The 18,004-nt window shown below is 72.0% G+C and carries 15 protein-coding genes and 1 tRNA gene; 10 read left to right on the forward strand and 6 right to left on the reverse strand.

The window, feature by feature from the left end; translation table 11 throughout:
- Window positions 1-53 precede the first annotated feature (53 nt).
- On the reverse strand, window positions 54-1,139 hold the full coding sequence (locus tag BRM3_RS09910; protein WP_263593161.1) for a sensor histidine kinase: 1,086 nt from the start codon (window positions 1,137-1,139) through the stop codon (window positions 54-56).
- Entirely contained in the window at window positions 1,136-1,918 is a 783-nt protein-coding gene (locus BRM3_RS09915; RefSeq protein WP_263593162.1) for a response regulator transcription factor, read from the reverse strand. The genes BRM3_RS09910 and BRM3_RS09915 overlap by 4 nt, the downstream gene beginning before the upstream one ends.
- A 260-nt stretch (window positions 1,919-2,178) precedes the next feature.
- Between BRM3_RS09915 and BRM3_RS09920 the strand changes: the two genes are divergently transcribed.
- The 7 genes from BRM3_RS09920 to BRM3_RS09950 all read left to right on the forward strand — a co-directional run bounded on the left by BRM3_RS09920 (window position 2,179) and on the right by BRM3_RS09950 (window position 9,565).
- Window positions 2,179-3,516: a hemolysin family protein gene (locus BRM3_RS09920; protein WP_263593163.1), complete on the forward strand. Its 1,338-nt coding sequence runs from the start codon at window positions 2,179-2,181 to the stop codon at window positions 3,514-3,516.
- Window positions 3,509-4,561 carry a hemolysin family protein gene (locus BRM3_RS09925; protein ID WP_263593164.1) on the forward strand — a complete coding sequence of 351 codons (1,053 nt, stop codon included), beginning with the start codon at window positions 3,509-3,511 and terminating at the stop codon, window positions 4,559-4,561. The genes BRM3_RS09920 and BRM3_RS09925 overlap by 8 nt, the downstream gene beginning before the upstream one ends.
- 284 nt (window positions 4,562-4,845) lie before the next feature.
- Entirely contained in the window at window positions 4,846-5,631 is a 786-nt protein-coding gene (locus tag BRM3_RS09930; protein WP_263593165.1) for a M23 family metallopeptidase, read from the forward strand.
- Window positions 5,628-6,707 (forward strand): tRNA (adenosine(37)-N6)-threonylcarbamoyltransferase complex transferase subunit TsaD, encoded by a 1,080-nt coding sequence (gene tsaD / locus BRM3_RS09935; RefSeq protein ID WP_263593166.1) that lies wholly within the window; start codon window positions 5,628-5,630, stop codon window positions 6,705-6,707. Before BRM3_RS09930 ends, tsaD begins: the two co-directional genes overlap by 4 nt.
- Window positions 6,708-6,835: 128 nt before the next feature.
- Window positions 6,836-6,911: transfer RNA gene (locus BRM3_RS09940), tRNA-Arg, on the forward strand.
- A 293-nt stretch (window positions 6,912-7,204) separates the two neighbouring features.
- Window positions 7,205-8,215, forward strand: coding sequence for a TerC family protein (locus BRM3_RS09945; RefSeq protein ID WP_263593167.1), 1,011 nt, complete (start codon window positions 7,205-7,207; stop codon window positions 8,213-8,215).
- 63 nt (window positions 8,216-8,278) lie between these two features.
- Entirely contained in the window at window positions 8,279-9,565 is a 1,287-nt protein-coding gene (locus tag BRM3_RS09950) for a hemolysin family protein (protein ID WP_263593168.1), read from the forward strand.
- 27 nt (window positions 9,566-9,592) lie between these two features.
- Here the strand turns inward: BRM3_RS09950 and BRM3_RS09955 are convergent, their stop codons facing one another.
- Together BRM3_RS09955 and BRM3_RS09960 are read right to left on the reverse strand one after the other, a co-directional pair.
- Window positions 9,593-10,216, reverse strand: coding sequence for a hypothetical protein (locus BRM3_RS09955; RefSeq protein WP_263593169.1), 624 nt, complete (start codon window positions 10,214-10,216; stop codon window positions 9,593-9,595).
- Between the two features lie 15 nt (window positions 10,217-10,231).
- Window positions 10,232-10,531 carry a hypothetical protein gene (locus BRM3_RS09960; RefSeq protein ID WP_263593170.1) on the reverse strand — a complete coding sequence of 100 codons (300 nt, stop codon included), beginning with the start codon at window positions 10,529-10,531 and terminating at the stop codon, window positions 10,232-10,234.
- 123 nt (window positions 10,532-10,654) lie between these two features.
- On the opposite strand from BRM3_RS09960, the gene BRM3_RS09965 reads away from it, so the two are divergent.
- Window positions 10,655-11,980: an ISL3 family transposase gene (locus BRM3_RS09965; RefSeq protein WP_263595400.1), complete on the forward strand. Its 1,326-nt coding sequence runs from the start codon at window positions 10,655-10,657 to the stop codon at window positions 11,978-11,980.
- Here the strand turns inward: BRM3_RS09965 and BRM3_RS09970 are convergent.
- The gene (locus BRM3_RS09970) at window positions 11,971-12,456 is read right to left on the reverse strand and encodes a glycosyltransferase (protein ID WP_263593171.1); all 486 of its coding nucleotides are present in this window, start codon (window positions 12,454-12,456) and stop codon (window positions 11,971-11,973) included. The two genes, BRM3_RS09965 and BRM3_RS09970, sit on opposite strands and share 10 nt — an antisense overlap.
- 186 nt (window positions 12,457-12,642) lie before the next feature.
- Window positions 12,643-14,892 carry a bifunctional alpha,alpha-trehalose-phosphate synthase (UDP-forming)/trehalose-phosphatase gene (locus BRM3_RS09975; protein ID WP_263593172.1) on the reverse strand — a complete coding sequence of 750 codons (2,250 nt, stop codon included), beginning with the start codon at window positions 14,890-14,892 and terminating at the stop codon, window positions 12,643-12,645.
- Window positions 14,893-15,108: 216 nt separating this feature from the next.
- Here BRM3_RS09975 and lysA point away from each other — a divergent pair, with 216 nt between their 5' ends.
- Together lysA and BRM3_RS09985 are read left to right on the forward strand one after the other, a co-directional pair.
- Entirely contained in the window at window positions 15,109-16,524 is a 1,416-nt protein-coding gene (lysA, locus tag BRM3_RS09980; protein ID WP_263593173.1) for a diaminopimelate decarboxylase, read from the forward strand.
- 127 nt (window positions 16,525-16,651) lie between these two features.
- Window positions 16,652-18,001: a homoserine dehydrogenase gene (locus BRM3_RS09985; protein ID WP_263593174.1), complete on the forward strand. Its 1,350-nt coding sequence runs from the start codon at window positions 16,652-16,654 to the stop codon at window positions 17,999-18,001.
- Window positions 18,002-18,004: the final 3 nt, after the last annotated feature.

The following is an 18,004-nucleotide window of genomic DNA, read 5'->3' on the forward strand; positions in this document are numbered from 1 at the left end:
CTCCACCCTAACCGCTCCGGGGGCGCCCGGCCCCTGCGCCCGTGTCCCGCGCCTCACGGTTTCGTCGGGAGCGTCACGCGGATCACGGACGAGCGCCCCGACTCGCGGTGGGCGGGAAGGTCGTCGTCGAGCACCTCGATGCGTCCGCCGTGGAGCGCGACGGCCCAGCGGGCGATCGCCAGGCCGAGCCCGGTCCCGCCCGAGGAGTCGGCGCTGCCTCCCCGCTGGAAGCGCTCGAACACCAGCTCACGGTCCTCGAAGGCGATCCCGGGGCCGTCGTCGCGGACCTCGAGCCACACGCCGTCCCCGTGCTCGCCCGGGGCCGCGGTCACCCGGATCCGGCCGCCCGCCGGGGAGTGCCGCGAGGCGTTGTCGAGGAGGTTGGCGATCACCTGGTGGATGCGCTCGGGATCCGCGTCGACCGTCAGGTCGGCCGGGCGCACGTCGATGGTCCAGTGCACGTCGCGTCCGCGCGCCCGCGCCACGAGCGAGGCGTGGTCGACGGCCTCGTGCAGGAAAGGGGTGATCTCGATCGTCTGCGGGTCCAGCTGGATCACGCCGGCGTCGAGCCGGGACAGGTCCAGCAGATGGTCGACCAGCCGGGACAGACGCTCGGTCTCGGTGAGCGCGACCTGGAGCGAGGCGGGGTCGGCCTGGGTGACGCCGTCGACGAGGTTCTCGAGCTGGCCCCGCAGGGCCGCGACGGGCGTGCGCAGCTCATGGGAGACGTTGGCCACGAGGTCGCGCCGCATGCGGTCGGTCTCCTCGAGGTCGCGCGCCATCACTGTGAAGGCCTCGGCGAGCTGGCCCACCTCGTCGCGCGAGGTCGCCGTGATCGGCTGGGAGTAGTCCCCGCGCGCCATCGCCTGGGCCGCGCGGGTCATCTGCCGCAGCGGCGAGGTCATGCCGCGCGCGAGGATCTGCGTGATGACGAGCGCGATGATTACGATCACCGGGATCGTGATGAGCGGATGCAGACCCGCGCGGACGCCGAGCCACGCGAGCGCGGCGGCCACGGTGACCGAGACGGCGACCAGGACCCCGAGCTTGACCTTGAAGGAGGGCAGGAGCCGCAGCGGGCGCAGCCCCGGCGCGCTCTCGCGCGGATCGGGCGCCGACATGCTCACGGCGGGCCTCATGCCTCGGTCTCGTCCTCGTCCTCGGGCACCTCGAGGGCGTAGCCGACGCCGTGCACGGTGCGCACGAGATCCGGGCCGAGCTTGCGGCGCAGCGCCTTGACGTGGGAGTCGACGGTGCGCGTGCCCGTCGCGTCGACCCAGTCCCACACGTCCGCGAGCAGCTGCTCGCGGGTGAGCACGGTGCCGGGCGTCTGGGCCAGGCACAGCAGCAGGTCGTACTCGGTGGGGGTGAGGTGGGCCGGCTCGCCCGCGCGCGTCACGCGCCGGCTCGCGCGGTCGACCACGAGGTCGCCGATCTGCAGGATCCCGGTCGCCTGCGTCTCCGCGACGGCGGGCGCGGGAGAGCGCTGCACCCGGCGCAGCAGGGCCTTCAGCCGCGCCACGAGCTCGCGCATCGAGAAGGGCTTGGTCATGTAGTCGTCGGCGCCGACGCCGAGGCCCACCAGCATGTCGGTCTCGTCGTCCCGCGCCGTGAGCATGAGCACGGGGACGGGCGCGTCGGACTGGATGCGCCGGCACACCTCGAGGCCGTCGAAGCCCGGCAGCATGACGTCCAAAACCACGAGGTCCGGCTCGGTGCGACGGACCGCCTCGACCCCCGAGGGGCCGTCGCCCGCGACGGTCACGGCCCAGCCCTCGGCGACGAGACGGTCCGCGATCGCCCGGGCGATCGTGGGCTCGTCCTCGACCACGACGACGCGCGTGCTCGCCGCCGGGGAGGCCTCGGGCGCGCCGGGGGAGGGGTGCGCACGCTTCTCGGGGGGTCTCGGGCTCGACATGGCGTCACTGTAACGGCGCGGTGTGTGCGCGTCCGGCGAACGGCGGGGACTGCCCTGGACGTTCACTGGATGGGCACACGCGCCTCCCGTAGAATCCTCGCCATCATGAGCGATTCGCCCGTGCCGAGTACCGGCGCGCGCACCCTGAGCGGCCTGTGCCCCGCGGTGCGCGCCGACGCCCCCGGGCGTCGTCCCCTGTCCGTCCCGTCGTCCCGACCCCCGAGGCCAGCCCGGTCCCGCCGACCGATCGGGATCGTGCGATGACCTTCGTCCTCCTCGGCGTCGGCGTCCTGCTGACGCTCGGCACCGCGATCTTCGTGGCCTCGGAGTTCTCCCTCGTGGCCCTCGACCGGCACACGGTCGAGAAGGCCCAGGCGAACGGCGACCGGCGCGCCGCCGGCGTGCTGTCGGCGCTCACGCACCTGTCGACCAACCTCTCCGGCGCCCAGCTCGGCATCACCATCACCACCCTGCTGTTCGGCTTCGCCGTCCAGGACCCGCTGGCCACCCTGCTCACGCCGCTCGCCGACGCCGTCGGCGTGCCCGAGAGCGCGGTGACGCCCGTGGCCGTGGTCGCCGCGATGGCGATCGCCTACGCCTTCTCGATGATCTTCGGCGAGCTCGTCCCCAAGAACCTCGCGATCGCCGACCCGCTGCGCACCGCACGCATCGCCGCGCCGCTCCAGCACGCGTTCACGACCGTCTTCCGGCCGCTCATCGCCGTGTTCAACTCGACGGCCAACGCGATCCTGCGCCTGGTCAACGTCGAGCCCCAGGAGGAGCTGTCGGCCGCCCGCTCGCCAGCCGAGCTCGAGTACCTCGTGCGCCACTCGGCACGCGCCGGCACCCTCGACCGCGGCACGGCCGTGCTGCTCAGCCGCACCCTCCAGCTCGCCGAGCGCGAGGCGGGCGACGTCATGACCCACCGCGGCGCCATGATCGCGGTGGACGCGGGCGCGAGCGCCCAGGACGTGCTCGAGCTGTCCCGCACGAGCGGCCACTCGCGCTTCCCGGTCATCGAGGGCTCGGAGGACGATGTGATCGGCGTGGTCCAGGCGCGCCAGGCGATCTCGGTGCCCCGCGCGGACCGCGCGTCGACATCGGTGCGCGCCCTCATGGGGGACATCCCGCGCATCCCCGAGACCGTGGGCCTCGACGCGCTCCTGCTCGATCTGCGCGACGTGGGCGCCCAGCTCGCCGTCGTCGTCGACGAGTACGGCGGCACCGCCGGCCTGGTCACCCTCGAGGACGTGATCGAGGAGATCGTGGGCGAGGTGAGCGACGAGCACGACGAGGACGAGCCCGAGCGGTTCGTCGAGGGCGCCGACGGCTGGACCGTGTCCGGCCTCATGCGGCCCGACGAGATCCGCCGGGAGCTCGGGGTGCTCGTGCCCGAGTCCTCCGACTACGACACCCTGGGTGGCTACGTGATGGACGTGCTGCGCCGCATCCCCGTGGCCGGCGACGTGATCGAGCGCGACGGCCTGCGCCTCGAGGTGCTGCACATGGACGGACGGCGCGTGGACCTCGTGCGCCTCGTCGTCGTGGATGCCGCCGCCCGGGTCCCCGCCCCCGAGGAGAGTGACGACGATGAGTGACGCCGCCGCCCTGATCCTCGGCCTCGCGATGCTCGCGGGCAACGCCTTCTTCGTCGGCGCCGAGTTCGCCGTGATGACGGCGCGCCGCAGCCAGCTCGAGCCGCTCGTGGCCGAGGGCCGCGCCGGCGCCAAGACCGCGCTGTGGGCCATCGAGCACGTCTCCGTGATGCTCGCCGCCGCCCAGTTCGGGGTGACCGTCTGCTCGGTCACCCTGGGCGCGGTCGCCGAGCCCGCGATCGCCCACTACGTCGAGCCGCTGCTCGAGGCGGTCGGCGCCCCCGAGGCCCTCGTGCATCCGATCGCCTTCGCGATCGCCCTGCTCATCGCCTCCTACCTGCACGTCGTGCTCGGCGAGATGGTGCCCAAGAACCTGTCGATCGCGATGCCCGTGGGCGCCGTGATCGCGCTCGCGACGCCGCTCGCGGCCGTGGCCCGCGTGTTCACGCCCATCATCTGGATGCTCAACGCGACCGCCAACGCGATCCTGCGCATGCTGGGCGTGCAGCCGCGCGACGAGGTGGAGGCCGACTTCACCGCCGAGGAGATCGCGGTCATCGTCGACGAGTCCCGGCGCGAGGGCCTGCTGGCCGACGACCAGGGGCTGCTGCGCGGCGCGATCCAGTTCTCCGAGCACACCGCGCGCGACGTGATGGTGCCCATGGACGACGTCGTGACCGTCACCTACGAGGTGTCCCCGGCGGGCATCGAGGAGCTCGTGGCCCGCACCGGCTACAGCCGCATCGGCGTGCGCAACGACGCGGGAGACCTCGTCGGCTACGTGCACCTCAAGGACGTCATCCTGCCGCCCGACGCGCCCGCCTCGGCGTACGACGAGCCCATCCACCCCGGGATCGTGCGCGCCGTCGTGTCGGTGGCCGACGACGACGACGTCGAGGAGGCCCTGCGCGCCATGCAGTACAACGGCGCGCACATGGCCCGTGTGGACTCGCCGAGCGCGCGCAGCGTCGGCGCGGTCTTCCTCGAGGACGTGCTCGAGGAGCTCGTGGGCGAGGTCAAGGACGTCATGCAGCGCCACGGCGTCTGAGCAGCGGACCGCCCCTCGGTGTGCGGGACGCACGTCACGTGACGTGCGTCCCAGGCGCCCGGGCCGCCGCGTGGTCGGCATCACCCGGAATCCGCGTGAACGTCAAGAGACGCCCCCGTGACGGGGAGGCGCGGCAAAGAGTCGGTAATCATCGCCGCGGCCCCCTCCGGCGGCCCACGTCGCCGTCACTAGCCTGATCGACGTCAGTATCGGCGACGCGCCCTTCCCCGTCCGGCGTCGCGACCGGACTGGATCCTTGACGTCGAACGGAAGCAGGCAACCACGTGGCGAACCATCGCGCGACCGGCCGGGCCCACATGCGGCCGCTGGCCACCTCGGCCCGGGCCTCCCATCGCGACTCCGCGGTGGTCTCGGCCGGCATCGTCAAGGTCGGCGTGCTCGGCGCGCTCGCCACCGCGACCATCGCCGTGCCGCTCGCCTCGGCCACCGCCGATCAGCCGGCTCCCGGCGCCTCCGCCCTGCCCGCCTCGCTCTCCGCCGACGCCCAGCCCGTCGCCCACACCCAGAGCGTCGCGGCCGCCGCGCCCGTCGCGCTGCCCGTGTCGGCCGTCGACGGCGCCGCGACCACCTCGTACGCCGACTCGGCCGTGACCTCCAACCTCTCGGCGGCGGCCGCCGTCGGCGCCGACGAGACGACGCTCGAGGACATCGTCGCCTCGGGCGACGGCTACATGAAGCCCGTCGACGCCCCCATCTCCTCCGGGTACGGCTGGCGCGTGCACCCCACGCTCGGCACCCGCAAGCTCCACGACGGCGTCGACTTCGCCGCCGCGTGCGGCACCCCGGCGCGCGCCGCCCAGGCGGGCACCGTGATCGCCGTCGAGTACAACTCGTCCTCCGGCAACCGGGTCAAGGTCGACCACGGCAACGGCGTCGTGACCGGCTACTACCACCTCTCGGAGTTCTCGACGACGGTCGGCGAGCACGTGGACAAGGGCCAGACCGTGGGCCTCGTGGGCTCCACGGGCCGCTCGACCGGCTGCCACCTGCACTTCGCGAAGATGGACACCGCGGGCGCCTACTCCGACCCCATGTCGCTGTTCCGATGAGCGCGCCGACCACCCGCACCCCGGTCGTCCTGGGCGTCGAGTCCTCGTGCGACGAGACCGGCTTCGGGATCGTCAGCGACGGCGTGCTGCTCGGGCAGGGGCTCGCCTCGAGCGCCGCCCAGCACGCCGAGTTCGGCGGCGTCGTCCCCGAGATCGCGGCCCGCGCCCACCTCGAGGCAGCCGTGCCGACCCTGCGGATCGCGCTCGCCGACGCGGGCGTCGGCCTGCGCGACATCACCCACGTCGCCGCGACGAGCGGCCCCGGCCTGGCGACCGCCGTGCACGTGGGCCTCGCCGCCGCGAAGTCGATCGCCTGGGCGCTCGACGTCCCCCTGTACGGGGTGCACCACCTCGCCGGCCACGCGGCCGCCGACACCCTCGCCCACGGCGCCCTGCCCCCCGAGAGCATCATCCTCATCGTCTCGGGCGGCCACACCTCGATCCTCCACGTGCGCGACCTCGTGCGCGATCCCATCGAGCACCTCGGCGACACCCTCGACGACGCCGCCGGGGAGGCCTTCGACAAGGTCTCGCGCCTGCTGGGCCTCGGCTACCCGGGCGGCCCCGCGATCTCGCGCGCCGCTGTCGACGGCGACCCCGAGGCGTTCAGGTTCCCCCGGGCGCTGCTGCGGGCCGGCGACGCGCCCTACACGTTCTCCTTCTCGGGGCTGAAGACCGCGGTCGCGCGCACCGTCGAGACCATCGAGCGGCGCGGCGACGCGGTGCCCGTGGCGGACATCGCAGCGTCCTTCGAGCAGGCCGTCGTGGACGTGCTCGTCACCAAGTCGCTGCGCGCCGTGCGCGAGAAGGGCCTGGACACCCTCGTCATCGTCGGCGGGGTGGCCGCGAACGCGCGGCTGCGCGCCGTCGCCCAGGAGCGGTGCGACGCGGCCGGCGTCGAGCTGCGGATCCCTCCCATGTCGCTGTGCACCGACAACGGCGCGATGATCGCCGCCGTCGGGGACCTGCTCGTGCGCTCGGGCGCCGATCCGAGCCCGCTCGGCATCGCCGCGGACCCGTCGGCCATCCTCCACGGCGCCCAGCTGCCGCTGCCCGCGGACATCGCGGCCGCCTGAGCGGAGGCACGGCGCGCCGCGGACCGCCGCCGACCGGCCGCGCCGCACGGTGACCTGCGCCTCACTCGCAGCCCAGGCCCTCCCGAGGGTCGGCACGGGGCCAGCACGTTGCTAGACTCGTGCGGTACGCCCGCGTAGCTCAGTGGATAGAGCGTCTGCCTCCGGAGCAGAAGGTCGTAGGTTCGAATCCTGTCGCGGGCACCACAGAGGTCATGGTCGAGGCCCCGAGACGAACAGGTCTCGGGGCCTCGCCCGTTCCTGCGTGCGCCGCCGGACCCGCCCGTGGTCGCAGCGAGGGGTCACGGCCGACCGCGTGTGCGGCGAGTTCCCAGGGACGTCCAGGCGGACCCCGTACGGTGGGCGCTCCCAGGGGGAGTACTCCGACACGGCCGACTCGTCACTCCGGATGCACGCGCATCCCGGGTCGCCGGTCCCGCAGCGCGGGATGGAAGAGACTCTGGCGTCCTTCGCTCGCGCCATCTCCAGGAGACCCCCCGGTGAGTCCCACACCCCTCGTCTGGGCGATCACGTTCGCCGTCACGATCGCCTTCTTCGTCTACGAGTTCTTCGCCCACGTCCGCAGGGCCCATGAGCCCACCCTCGGCGAGTCCGCCCGATGGTCGGTGTTCTACATCGTGCTCGCGCTGCTCTTCGGGGTCGGCCTCGGCGTCGTCGTCGACTGGCGGCACGGCGGCGAGTACTTCGCCGGCTACCTCACCGAGAAGGCGCTGTCGATCGACAACCTCTTCGTGTTCCTCGTCCTCATGACCGGCTTCGCCGTGCCGAAGATCTACCAGCAGAAGGTGCTGATGATCGGCATCGTCATCGCCCTGGTCCTGCGCGGCGGGTTCATCGCGGTCGGGGCGGCGCTCATCGAGAACTTCTCGTGGGTCTTCTACGTCTTCGGGGCGCTCCTGCTGGTCCTCGCCTACCGCCAGGCGTTCACGCACGGCGAGAACGACCCCTCCCAGGGGCGCTTCATGCGCTTCGTGCGCCGTCATCTCCCGGTCACCGACGAGTATGCCGAGGACAGGCTCACCGTGCGCCGGGACGGCCGCCGCTTCGTCACCCCGATGCTGCTGACGATCATCGCGATCGGCTTCGTCGACCTGATCTTCGCCGTCGACTCGATCCCGGCCATCTACGGCCTGACCGAGGAGGCCTACATCGTCTTCACGGCCAACGCCTTCGCGCTCATGGGCCTGCGCCAGCTGTACTTCCTGATCGGCGGCCTGCTCGAGCGCCTCGTCTACCTCGCGCAGGGCCTCGCCGTCATCCTCGCCTTCATCGGCGTCAAGCTGGTGCTGCACGCCATGCACGTCAACGAGCTCCCCTTCATCAACGGCGGCGAGCCGATGCTGTGGGCGCCGGAGATCCCGATCTGGTTCTCCCTGGCCTTCATCGGGACCACCGTCGCCGTCGCCACCGTGGCCAGCCTCCTCTCGACCCGGGGCGAGAGCACCGCGAACGAGCGCGAGCCGGCGACACCGGCCGAGCAGGACCGATGACGCCGGCCGCGACGCCCTCCCGATACGCCCTCCGAGCCCCCACCCGCCCAAGGAGCGCCTGCGATGAGCGGTGACCTCATCTGGAACCTCGCCCTCGTGGTCCTGTTCGTCCTGATCGGCGGCGTGTTCGCCGCGACCGAGATGGCCCTCGTGACGCTGCGCGAGAGCCAGCTCAGCGCGATCGCCGCCCGCGGACGGCGCGGGGAGAAGGTCGCCGCGCTTGCCCGAAACCCGAACACGTTCCTGTCCGCCGTCCAGATCGGCGTGACGGTCGCGGGCTTCGCGTCGGCGGCCTATGGGGCCACCTCGCTCGCGCCGTCGGTCGCACCGCTGTTCGAGGCGGCGGGAGCGGACGCCGCGCTCGCGCTCACCCTCTCGACCGTCCTGCTGACGCTGCTCATCGCCTACCTGTCGCTCGTGCTCGGTGAGCTCGTGCCCAAACGCCTCGCCATCCAGCGCAACGCGCAGTTCGCCTACGCCGTCGCGCCGGTGCTGAGCAGTTTCGCGACCCTCATGCGTCCGATCATCTGGCTGCTCTCGGTGTCGACCAACGCCCTCGTGCGTCTGCTGGGCGGCGATCCGCACAAGACCGGCGAGGAGCTGACCGACGAGGAGGTGCGCGACATCGTCGCGAGCCACGAGGGCCTTCCCGACGACGAGCGGAAGATCCTCGACGACGTGCTCTCCCTGCGGGGCCGACAGGTCAGCGAGGTGATGCGGCCCCGTCCGGACGTGACGGCCCTGGCCGTCGCCTCGACCATCTCGCAGGCGGTCGCCTCCGTGCGCGATCTGCCGTTCTCGCGCTACCCGGTCTCCGAGGGCTCCATCGACGACCTCGTCGGCTTCGTGCACGTCCGCGACCTGTTCGAGGCGGTCGGGGCTGACCCCGAGGGGCCCGTGGAGCGACTCGTGCGGCCCGTGCCCTACGTGCCCTCCACCGCACGGGTGCTGCCGACCCTCACCCGGATGCGAGCCGACGGGCACCACATCGCCGTCGTCGTGGACGAGTACGGCGGCACCGACGGCATCGTCACCCTCGAGGACCTCGTCGAGGAGGTCGTCGGCGAGATCGTCGACGAGTACGACCCCGCCGCCCTGCCGGCCTCCGGCGACGACGTCGTCGACGGCCGGCTCAACCTGCTCGAGGTCGAGGAGGCCACCGGGGTGCACCTGCCCCGAGGCGCCTCCGACACCGTCGCCGGGGTCGTCATCGAGCACCTCGGCCGGCTCGCCTGGGTGGGAGATGCGGTCGACGTGGACGGGGCGACGCTCCAGGTTACGGCGATGGATCGCCGACGCATCGCCGAGGTGCGCGTGACGAGGCGCTCCGAGGCCGAGCCGGGCGACTGAGGCCGGGCGGGGCCGAGACCGGCGGGCTCATGGTGTGTCGGTGTCGGTGTCGATGTCGTCCTGCGGCCCGGCTCGGGTCGAGAGCAGGACCACGAGCGCGATCGCGAGGATCCACGGAAGGTAGGCGACGTAGCGGAACGGCAGGGCGATCGGGGCGGCCGCCATGAGCGTGGCCCACAGCAGCAGCGCCGGGGCGACGAGGGCGATCACCTCGGCGCGACGGCGATACCAGAAGGCGAGGGTGACCAGCACGAGGGCCCACACCCACGTGCCCGTGCCCGGCGTGCGGTCGAGCACGGCCCGGTACGCCTGCTCCATGCGGGCGCCCACGGTCCCGCCGATCAGCGGGTCCTTGACGACCCCCTGCCGGGCGAGATCGCGCTGGATCTCCTCGCGATCGGCGGGGAAGTTCGAGACCGGCTCGAGGAAGAACGACTGCGAGGTGCTGCCCACGGGCACGGTGTCCCACCGCCACAGCTGCGCGGTCTGGTCGCGATATCCCGCCATCATCGGCCCCGGGCATCGCGCCAGCGTGCGGGCGAAGGCCCCCAGGAACTCCCCCCCCCCGGCGAGGATCACCCCGGCCATCGCCATGAGGCACGCGATCACCATGAGGCTCGCGGCGAGGAACGCGGTGGGGAAGCGCTGCACGAGGCCGGTCTGCAGCTAGTCCGTGATGACCGGGACGCCGCACACGAGACCGGCCAGGAGCGCGAGGAGGCAGGCCACGCCCCAGAACGTGAGGGGCTTCTCCATGGCGAAGAGCTTGCAGATGGCGACGATGATCCGCCGCCCGTCGCCGATCGTGCTGAGCTTCGAGAGGCTGCCGTCGGGCCGGGACCGGAACCCCACGGGCATCTCGATCTGGGGTGCGCGCGTGGTGAGGGAATGGATGGTCAGCTCGGTCTCGATCTCGAAACGCTGCGACAGCGCGGGGAACGACTTCACGAAACGTCGGGAGAACACGCGATAACCGGCTCTTCAGAGTTGAGTGTGGGTGCGCCGGTGGTGCGGGGTAGCTGGTGGTAGGCGTCGAGGTCCCGGATGATGAGCGGACTTCTACCTCTGCTCGCACCAAGGACCTCGACGATGCACAACCATAGTTGCGTATGCCCTGACGCGCTCGATCGCTGTGGGAGATGCGATCTTCTCCTGGACTTCCCCGGCCTTCACCTGATCGCGGTCTCGCAGGCTCCCTCAGGCCTGATGCTCGAGGTGGAGTCCTGCGATCCGGTCACGGGCTGCCCTGGCTGTGGAGTCATCGCGACTGGTCACGGCCGTGTGATGGTCGAGATGATCGATGCGCCCTGGGCCGGCAGGCCGGTGCGGATCCGGTGGCGGAAGCGCCGCTGGATCTGCCTCGAGGACATCTGTCCCGTGGCGACGTTCCTCGAACAGGATCCCGAGGTCTGCGCACCGCGGGGACTGTTGAGCATCCGTGCGGTTCGGTGGGCGATCAGCCAGCTCCGCCGTGAAGGAGCGACGATCCAGGGCCTGGCCCGGCAGCTCGGCACCACCTGGAACACGCTCTGGTCCCAGGTCCAGCCCGTCCTGACCCTGGCCGCCGAGGACCCGTCCAGGTTCGAAGGAGTGCATGTCCTGGGCGTGGACGAGCATGTCTGGCATCACCGTGATCCTCGCCGGCGTGGTCCGAAGGAACTCACCGGGATGGTCGATCTGACGCGCGGCCCCCACCCGACCGCGAGGCTTCTCGATCTCGTCCCGGGCCGATCCGGGACGGTCTATCGCAACTGGCTCGACGAGCGGGGCGAGGAGTTCCGGCAAAGTATCGACATCGCGACGCTGGATCCGTTCCAGGGATACAAGAACGCGATCGATGACCGCCTCGAGGATGCCACCTGCGTACTGGATGCGTTCCACATCGTGAAGCTCGGCGGGGCTGCGATCGACGGCGTCCGCCGCCGGATCCAGCAGGAGACCCTCGGCCACCGCGGCCGCAAGGGTGATCCTCTCTACGGGATCCGCAACGTCCTTCGCGCCGGCCGAGAACGCTTGACGAGCAGGCAACAGGTGCGTCTGGCCAGCGCTTTCGACGCCCATCCCGCTCACATCGAGGTCGAGGTCGCCTACCACTGCGTCCAGGACCTCCGAGACGTGTTCCACCAGCCCACACCCGCCCGGGGTCGTCGACTGGCCGAGCAGCTTATCGAGAAGCTGCCATCGTGCCCGATCCCCGAGATCGCGCGGCTCGGGAAGACGCTACGCCGCTGGAAGACCGCGTTCCTGGCCTACTTCGACACCGACGGCGCGAGCAACGGCGGGACAGAGGCCGTCAACGGGATCATCGAACTCGGCCGCCGCATCGCCAGAGGGTTCCGCAACTTCGAGCACTACCGACTCCGCATGCTCCTCATCACCGGCGGTCTCGACGCCTCACCCCACACTCAACTCTGAAGAGCCCGATAACCCGAGAGAATGTCGTTGACCCTCTGGCCGAAGAGCAGGGAGACGATGCGGTTGAAGACCCGGTTTCCCTGTGCGTGGCCGTTGCGATAGGCCGTGCGTTCGGGATCATCGACACGACAGCCGAGCACGTGGTCGTAGGGCCCGTCCAGCAGCGCGGCCACCATCGCGGGCGCGGAGGCCACGTCGTAGGTGTCGTCGCCGTCGATCAGGATGTACACATCCGCCTCGACGTCGGCGAAGGCACGGCGCACCACGTTCCCCTTGCCCTGGAGGACCTCCGTGCGCACGATCGCCCCGGCGGCCCGGGCCCGTTCCCGGGTGGCATCGGTCGAGTTGTTGTCGTACACGTACACCGCGATGGAGTCGAAGGCGCCCTTGAGGTCGGTCACGACCTTCGCCACCGTCGCTTCTTCGTTGAAGCAGGGAACAATGGCGGCGATATCGAGCCGCGAGATGGCTGTCACCGGTGCAGAGCAGCAAGCGGATTGCCGGCCGGCGCTTTTCCGACGGGTCGCGATGGCGGCCGGTTCTCCGTTCCCGGGGTGGTTGCGGACCGCCGCTGCACAGATGTGACGGAGAGAGCCGCACCCCTCGAAAATCGCAGGGCTGCGGCTCTCACCGTCACATCTGTGCGGGCCGTCCCCGCCGCCTCAGCCGCGGCGCAGGGCGAGCAGCTCCTCGAGCACGCCGGCGACGTCCTCGGGGCCGCCGATGCGGAAGGTCGCCGCGGTATCGCCTGTGCCGACCTTGATGCCGAGATCGTTGTCGCCGATCTCCTCGAACACCGACTCGTCCGTGACGTCGTCGCCCAGGTACACCCACGCGTCGGCCGCGCAGGCGCGGGCGAGGGTCTGGATGGCCGAGCCCTTCGAGGAGTCGACCACCGAGAACTCGACGACCTCCTTGCCGGGCGTGATCTTCACATCGGGCAGGGTGCGCGCGTACTCGAGCGCCACCTCGGTCGCGTTGGCCGCATAGCGCCCCTTGGCCTTGCGGGTGTGCAGCACCGCGGCCGAGGGCTTGACCTCGACCTCGGCGCCGGGGTGCTGGGTCGCGATGCGCCGCAGCGTCGCGGTGATCGACTCGAGCAGGCGCTCGCGCTCGTCGTCCATCTGCGTGCCCGCCCCGTCGAGCGTGCCCGCGTCCATGTCCGGCGGGAGCGCGCCCACCTGCGCGCCGTGACTGCCCACGAGCACCACCGAGCTGGGCATCTGGGTGTGGTGGTCGAGGTCGGTGAGCGTGCGGCCCGAGACGAGGGCGACGTTCACGCCCGGCAGCTCGGCGAGCTCGCGCAGGGCGCCGAGCGCGGTCGGGTCGGGCTGGACCGCGTCGCGGTCGGCCACGATCGGGGCGAGCACCCCGTCGAAGTCGCTCGCCACGAGGATGCGCGGGGTCCGCGCGAACTCGGAGAGGGCCGAGGTGAGCTCCTCGCGGGACGGCCCCGCGTCCCCCGTCAGGCGCACGGTCGGACCCGTGGGCACGTCCTGGGCGCGTCCAGCGGACTCGAGCTCGCCGAGGAAGGCGTGCGCCCACCCCTGGACGTCGTTGTCGAGGACCTGGCGGCGCAGCGACTGCATCGCCGCCCGCTGCTCCTCCTCGGGCATCGCGAGGGCGCGCAGGATCGCGGTCTTGAGCTCGTCGATGTCGTGCGGGTTGACGAGGATCGCGGCCCGCAGCTCGTCGGCGGCCCCGGCGAACTCCGAGAGCACGAGCACGCCCAGCTCGTCGGGCCGCGAGGCCACGTACTCCTTGGCGACGAGGTTCATGCCGTCGCGCAGGGCTGTCACGAGCACCACGTCGGCCGCCTGGTAGAGCGCCGTCATCGCGCGCCGGTCGAGGGAGCGGTGCAGGTAGGAGATGGCCGGCCGCCCGATCGACGCGAAGTCGCCGTTGATGCGCCCGACGGTCAGCTCGACCTCGTCGCGCAGCTGCCGGTAGGCGTCGACCCGCTCGCGCGACGGCGTCGCGACCTGCACCATGAGCACCTCGTCGGGGTCGATGGCGCCGTCGTTGAGCAGCTCGCCCCACGCCTTGAGCCGGTGCCGGATGCCCTTGGTGTAGTCCAGGCGGTCGACGCCGACGACGACCTTGCGGGGGTCGCCCAGCTCGTGGCGCAGGGTGCGGGCGGCCTCCTGGATCTCCGGGTCCTCGGCCATCTCGCCCACCGCGTGCGAGTCGATCGAGATGGGGAAGGCCTTGGCGGTGACCACGCGGGCCGGTGCCGAGCCGATGCCGGGGACCGTGATCTCGTGCTGGTGGTGGGTGTACCCGAGCAGCTGGCGCACGCTCGTGAGGAAGTTCAGGGCGTCGCGCTCGCGCTGGAAGCCGATCAGGTCGGCCCCCAGCAGGCCCCGCAGCACCTGGTTGCGCTTGGGGAGCTGGGCGAACAGCTCGAAGGGCGGGAACGGGATGTGGTCGAAAAAGCCGATCCGCAGGTCGGGGCGCGCGTCGCGCAGGAGCGAGGGCACGAGCTGGAGCTGGTAGTCGTGGACCCACACGGTCGCGCCCGGTGCGGCGACCGCGGCGGCCGCCTTCGCGAACCGCTCGTTGACCTCGCGGTAGGCGTCCCACCACGTGCGGTGGAACTCCGGGTCGGCGATCACGTCGTGGTAGAGCGGCCACAGCGTCGCGTTGGAGAAGCCCTCGTAGTAGCGGGCCACGTCCTCGGCCGAGAGCATCACCGGGTACAGCTGCATGCCGTCGGCCTCGAACGGATCGGGCGCCTCGCCGGGGGAGCCGGCCCATCCGACCCACGCGCCGGAGTCGACGTTGCGCATGACCGACTCCATCGCGGTCACGAGGCCGCCGGGGCTCGGCTCCCACTCCACGGAGCCGTCCTCGCGCAGGTGCGCGTCGACGGGGAGACGGTTGGCGACGACGACCAGATCATGAGCAGGCATGGGGGCTTCCTTCCTCGGCGGGCGCGGGCGCTTCGAGGCTATCAAGCGGCACTGGTCACATCCGCGCCGCCGACCGCCCGGTTGCTGGACGTCGACGGGCCGCCGCGCGACGCGCCGCATAGGCTTGCCCGGGCCCTTCGACCTGTGCGCGGGGCCCCTCCGCGGCCCGTCCGGCGCCGTCCCCGAGTCGTCCTCACCACCGCAAGGAGCACCCCGATGCGCGCCCACGAGGCCGGAGCACTCCACGGCAACGACGCGAGCCCGAGCTGGCTCCCGTACCCCGCCGACGTCAACGCCCTGCTGCCCGGCCTGTGGTCCGCGACGACGCAGCGCGCCGGCGACGGCGCGCTCGAGGTCGGCGGTGTCGACGTGCACCGGATCGCCGAGGAGGTCGGCACGCCCGCCCTCATCGTCGACGAGGAGGACTTCCGGGCCCGCGCCCGCCGCTTCCGCGACGCCTTCTGCGGCGCCTTCGCCCCCTTCGCGGGGGCCGACGTCTACTACGCCGGCAAGTCCTTCCTGTGCACGGGCGTGGCCCGCTGGGTCGAGGAGGACGGCCTCGGCATGGACGTGTGCACCGGGGGAGAGCTCGCCGTGGCCCTGCGGGCCGGCTTCCCGCCCGAGCGCCTGGCCCTGCACGGCAACAACAAGTCCGACGCCGAGATCCGCCGCGCCCTCGAGGTCGGCGTGGGGCGTCTCGTGATCGACTCGCTGCCCGAGATCGAGCAGGTCGCCGCCCACGCGCGAGAGCTCGGCGTGCGCGCCCCCGTCATGCTGCGCATCACGACGGGCGTCGAGGCCCACACCCACGAGTTCATCGCGACCGCGCACGAGGACCAGAAGTTCGGCATCTCGCTCAGCGCGGGCGACGCCCTCGAGTCGGTGCGTCGCGTGCTCGCCGCCTCCGACGCGCTCGAGCTCGTGGGCCTGCATTCCCACATCGGCTCCCAGATCTTCGACGTGGGCGGCTTCGAGGTCGCGGCCCGCCGCGTGCTCGAGCTGGTCGCCCAGGTGCGCGACGAGCTCGGCCACACGATCGCCCACCTCGACCTCGGCGGCGGCTTCGGCGTCATGTACAACAGCCAGCACACGCCCTCGACGCCCGAGGCGCTCGCGGCCGGCATCGCGACGATCGTGGAGAAGGAGTGCCACGAGCTCGACCTCGAGGTGCCGCGCCTGGCCTTCGAGCCCGGCCGTGCGATCGCGGGCCCGTCCACGCAGACCCTGTACGCGGTCGGCACCGTCAAGGACGTGCGCCTGGGCGGTCCCCACCACCGTCTGTACGTCTCGGTCGACGGCGGCATGAGCGACAACATCCGCACCGCGCTGTACGACGCCGACTACTCGTGCCTGCTGTCCGGCCGCGTCTCGGACGCCGAGCCCGCGGTGGTGCGCGTCGTCGGCAAACACTGCGAGAGCGGCGACATCGTGGTCAAGGACGAGTACCTGCCCGCCGACGTGCACCGCGGCGACCTCGTGTCGGTCCCGGTGACGGGCGCGTACTGCTACTCGCTCGCCTCGAACTACAACCACGTGCCGCGCCCGGCCGTCGTCGCTGTGCGGGACGGACGCATCCTGCCGCTCGTCCGCCGCGAGACCGAGGACGACCTGCTCGCCCTCGACGTCGGCTGACCCGGACGGCGGCCGGCCGTCGCGTCATCTGCCGTCGTCCCGCGCGCGCCGAGCCCGGCCCCTCCGATAGATTCGCCGCAGCGTGCACGACCTCGGCACCCCTTCGATCTAAGGAACACCTGAGCACATGAGCCCTCTCGACGATCCCGCCGTGACCCCGCTGCGCGTCGCGGTGCTCGGCGCCGGCACGGTCGGCACCGAGGTGCTGCGTCTGCTCGAGCAGCAGCGCGACGACCTGGCCCACCGCGTCGGCGCCCGGCTGCAGGTGATCGGCATCAGCGTGCGCGACCGCACCAAGGACCGCGGCGACCACGTCGACCCCGCCCTGCTGACCGAGGATCCGCACGCCCTCGTGCGCGAGGCCGATCTCGTGGTCGAGCTGATGGGCGGCATCGAGCCCGCCCGCACCCTCCTGCTCGAGGCGATGGCCGGCGGGGCGAGCGTCGTGACCGCCAACAAGGCGCTCCTGGCGCAGGACGGCGCCGAGCTGTACGAGGCGGCCGACGCCGCGGGCGTCGACCTGCACTTCGAGGCCGCCGTCGCCGGCGCGATCCCGCTCGTGCGCCCGATCCGCGAGTCCCTCGCGGGCGACCGCATCCAGCGGGTGCTCGGGATCGTCAACGGCACCACCAACTACATCCTCGACGCGATGACCCGCACGGGCGCCGAGTTCGACGAGGCGCTCGCGAGCGCCCAGCGGCTCGGCTACGCCGAGGCCGACCCCACGGCCGACGTCGAGGGCCTCGACGCCGCCGCGAAGGCCTCGATCCTGGCCTCGCTCGCCTTCCACACCCGGGTGGGCCTGCAGGACGTGCACTGCGAGGGCATCACCTCGATCACCGCCGACGACATCGCGGCCGCCCGGCGCCTGGGCAGCGTCATCAAGCTGCTCTCGATCGTCGAGCGGATCGACGACGAGGACCTGGGCGAGCGGATCTCGGCCCGCGTGTACCCCGCCATGATCCCGGCCACGCACCCGCTGGCCTCCGTCTCCGAGGCCTACAACGCCGTGTTCGTGCAGGCCGACGCCGCGGGCTCGCTCATGTTCTACGGGCAGGGCGCGGGCGGCTCGCCGACCGCCTCGGCCGTGCTCGGCGACCTCGTCTCGGTCGCACGCCAGCGCGTGCACGGCGGCAAGGGCCCGGGGGAGTCGAACTACGCGAGCCTGCCCATCGCCCCGATCGACGAGCTGCGCAACGGCTTCTACGTCGCCCTGACCGTCGACGACCAGCCGGGCGTGCTCGCCGCCGTCGCGGGCATCCTGTCCTCGCACGGCATCTCGATCGCGACGATCCATCAGGAGCCGATCGGCGCCTCCCCGGAGGCGGGGGGCGTCGCGGGGCGCGACGTGCGCGCCCGCATCGGGATCGTCACCCACACCGCCGCGGAGTCGGCGATGTCGACGGCTCTCGACGACCTGTCCACCACCGCCGCCGTGGTCGCGATCGACTCCGTGCTGCGCGTCGAAGGAGAATGACCC

The sequence above is a fragment of the Brachybacterium huguangmaarense genome (assembly GCF_025725725.1).
In the GTDB taxonomy this organism is placed as follows: Bacteria; Actinomycetota; Actinomycetes; order Actinomycetales; family Dermabacteraceae; genus Brachybacterium; species Brachybacterium huguangmaarense.

Bases quoted from the DNA above. Each gene is read 5' to 3' on its own strand.
- BRM3_RS09910 (WP_263593161.1), bottom strand. From the start codon at position 1,139: ATGAGGCCCGCCGTGAGCATGTCGGCGCCCGATCCGCGCGAGAGCGCG.
- BRM3_RS09915 (WP_263593162.1), bottom strand. From the start codon at position 1,918: ATGTCGAGCCCGAGACCCCCCGAGAAGCGTGCGCACCCCTCCCCCGGC.
- BRM3_RS09920 (WP_263593163.1), top strand. From the start codon at position 2,179: ATGACCTTCGTCCTCCTCGGCGTCGGCGTCCTGCTGACGCTCGGCACC.
- BRM3_RS09925 (WP_263593164.1), top strand. From the start codon at position 3,509: ATGAGTGACGCCGCCGCCCTGATCCTCGGCCTCGCGATGCTCGCGGGC.
- tsaD (WP_263593166.1), top strand. From the start codon at position 5,628: ATGAGCGCGCCGACCACCCGCACCCCGGTCGTCCTGGGCGTCGAGTCC.
- BRM3_RS09950 (WP_263593168.1), top strand. From the start codon at position 8,279: ATGAGCGGTGACCTCATCTGGAACCTCGCCCTCGTGGTCCTGTTCGTC.
- BRM3_RS09965 (WP_263595400.1), top strand. From the start codon at position 10,655: ATGCACAACCATAGTTGCGTATGCCCTGACGCGCTCGATCGCTGTGGG.
- BRM3_RS09975 (WP_263593172.1), bottom strand. From the start codon at position 14,892: ATGCCTGCTCATGATCTGGTCGTCGTCGCCAACCGTCTCCCCGTCGAC.
- lysA (WP_263593173.1), top strand. From the start codon at position 15,109: ATGCGCGCCCACGAGGCCGGAGCACTCCACGGCAACGACGCGAGCCCG.
- BRM3_RS09985 (WP_263593174.1), top strand. From the start codon at position 16,652: ATGAGCCCTCTCGACGATCCCGCCGTGACCCCGCTGCGCGTCGCGGTG.